Origin of the sequence: Gluconobacter oxydans (genome assembly GCF_006539685.1) — a bacterium.
In the GTDB taxonomy this organism is placed as follows: Bacteria; Pseudomonadota; Alphaproteobacteria; order Acetobacterales; family Acetobacteraceae; genus Gluconobacter; species Gluconobacter oxydans.
Genome location: NZ_BJNM01000082.1, coordinates 1 through 2,546 on the forward strand (window position 1 = coordinate 1; position 2,546 = coordinate 2,546).

The following is a 2,546-nucleotide window of genomic DNA, read 5'->3' on the forward strand; positions in this document are numbered from 1 at the left end:
AACGGGGAATCTTCGTTGTAGAGGGCGGTTTCGTCAATGAAGATCAACTAGGCCGGATCGAGAAGATCTTTAGCACATGGAAGCGCAGCTATGGCCTACGTTACATGCGATGTCGGGGGGGCTCTCCAAGGCTTGCTACAATCTTAAAACGAACCATCAACATCTTCGCATTATCCGCATGACAGCTTCGCCGATCGTATCAATGTTGCAACGTGGCGGACGGCATTGCAGGGAGAGAGAAAACGAAAATCAATTTCATATTTCCTTTATCAATATAGACAAAATTAGCAATATCCACAACTCACGTACAGGTCTCCTAGTGTAAAAGACGATAAAAGACAGCCCGTCAGGGTAAAACCCTTGAATTTTTATGTCGTATTCTATACTATTACTTAGGTAGGATGGTCGTGTATGCCAATTATTTCTTTCCCCATAAAATTCGGATAAATCATGAAATACCTTATGGTGTTGGCATGGCTATTTATGCCTTTCTTTTGCCTTGCACAGCCTGCGGAGCAATACAAAAATCAAGCCGGATCTTTCAGTCCCATCAAGCTCGCGACCCCGATCGGAGCCAATGGCTCGCCCCTCATATCCGCTTATAAGGATGGTGGCGGGCAGTGGCGGCAAGCCCAGGTCATCGAGAATATTTGCGGCCTCGATGGCCATAGCCGTCCCACTCCGTGCCATTACCTGAACAGTCAAGACGTGGGATCTCCAGGAGGAGTTGCGCCCCTGGATATCAATCTAAATATGAAAAACAACGTTATATCGAAATCCATCAATGTGCTCCGGTCCTACACAGATTCTTCAGGCAATGTCGTGGACGGCATTCAGATAGCGCTTGCGAACGGGGCTGGCGATCCGCTCTCGGGTGGCAGGGATGCGGTGTGGCTCGGGGGGGGGGCGCTCCCTCAGGTAACGAGTGATGGCAACGACACCGCGACGAGCTCCATCGTCAATATCGTCGCGCGGCCCTACGGTAATTATAACAACGGTTGTGCACTTTGCCTCATCGCGACAGGTGGCAGTCAGACAGATAGCGCAGGAAGGGCGGCTATCTCTGGTAGCGACTGGCGTAGTGGTGTGAGTGCGAACGCCGGAATGGGTGATCTTGTCGGTCTTTACGAACATCTGGACGATGCGCCGGCGCGCCTCGTACTGACGGCGGCCGCGTTCACGGCGACGAGCGTGACGCTGCCACAGCCGCTAACGCCCGAGCAGACCAATCAGCTTCGTCAGGGCATGTATATTTTTACCAACGTGATCGACCCGACTGTGCAGGACACCGGCACGCCAGCGGGCAAGATCGCCACGCCGCGCTTTTATGGCGCTTACGTCACCAGCTGGTCGGGCGCCACCATCACTGTCAATGGCTGGAGCGTGCTCGGCCAGGCGACGCCGAGCACACCTGTCGTGCCGGACATAAAGCATCTGGATAACTCGATTTATTCGAATCGCTCGGTGCCCACGATTTGGCTAGGTTCGCCCGCCAAGATTTTCGCCCACAACTCGTTCATGCAATACGTCGAGCAGGCCTCAGGTCAGGAAACGTCGCTCGCGCGCAATTTTGAGGGCGAGGAGAGCGACTTCGTCGTACAGGCCACCAAGCCGCATAGCGTCGGCTATGCCGGATACGTGATCTCGCCGCAGAGCACAGGGGCACTCAACGATGGCTCGGAGTTCACGACCGATAGCGCGGGCTATGTGCTGGCCGGTAATCTGCCGCTTGGCTTCGTATTCTGGAACGGTTGCAACACGCGGCCGATCGTCGGCTCATCTATCTATGTGGGAAGCTGGTGCTCGAATCTGGATGCGAGCAGTGCGGCGGGAACGAGCTTCACTATGGCTGAGAACGACGCGGTGGCCAACGGCTACACCTTTCGCCAGGTGTTGCGCCTGCAGCAGGACGCGGCGGGCGGCAACCCGAACATGTACCTTGGGCCGGTAGCGACGCCCGGCACTGCGCCGTCGCCGACGAATGCCGACGACCTGTGGTATGGGCAGCTCAACGGCTACATCAACGGTGCAATCAAATACGGCCTGTCGGACAGCTCGATCTCGCTGTGCGGCACGGGGGTGAATTGCGGGCTGACGGTCTCGGGAAGCGGTGCGGTGATCGAGCCGCTGAGTACGCCCGCCTCTTCCTCGGCCCCATGCACGCCAGGCCAGTTTGAGGACGACGCCGATTATCACTACGTCTGCGTAGCCCAAAATATCTGGAAGCGCGCGGCGTTGAGCAGCTTCTGACGTCCCACCCTGTGGGACGGAACGATAGCGCCAGTCTCACGACGAGGCGCACGCTCTTTTGTTGTCGCACGTGAGTGGAAGGAAGCCCTATGGGATAGATCCATCATGGGAGCGCCACGACCATAGCACGCTGTGTGAGTAGCAATACAGCGATCGCAGGTTTTGCTCACGGCGCTGAGCAAAGAGTTCGGGATCAATCCAAAAACCGTTACAAAATGGCGCAAGCGTCAAACGGTCGAGGGTCAGAAGACATATAGTCAGATTGGGACAAACCGGAGCCACGGTGTATCAAGGGC

1 protein-coding gene and 1 pseudogene are annotated in these 2,546 nt (G+C 56.0%); both read left to right on the plus strand.

Features of this window, described 5'->3' with window-relative positions; all coding sequences use genetic code 11:
- Positions 1-450 precede the first annotated feature (450 nt).
- Positions 451-2,250, plus strand: a complete 1,800-nt coding sequence (locus GOX01_RS12605) for a hypothetical protein (protein ID WP_131973916.1) — start codon at positions 451-453, stop codon at positions 2,248-2,250.
- Between the two features lie 98 nt (positions 2,251-2,348).
- Positions 2,349-2,546, plus strand: a pseudogene (locus tag GOX01_RS13290) (hypothetical protein); the annotation flags it as partial.

Coding starts and splice junctions, on each gene's coding strand:
- GOX01_RS12605 (WP_131973916.1), top strand. CDS start 451: ATGAAATACCTTATGGTGTTGGCATGGCTATTTATGCCTTTCTTTTGC.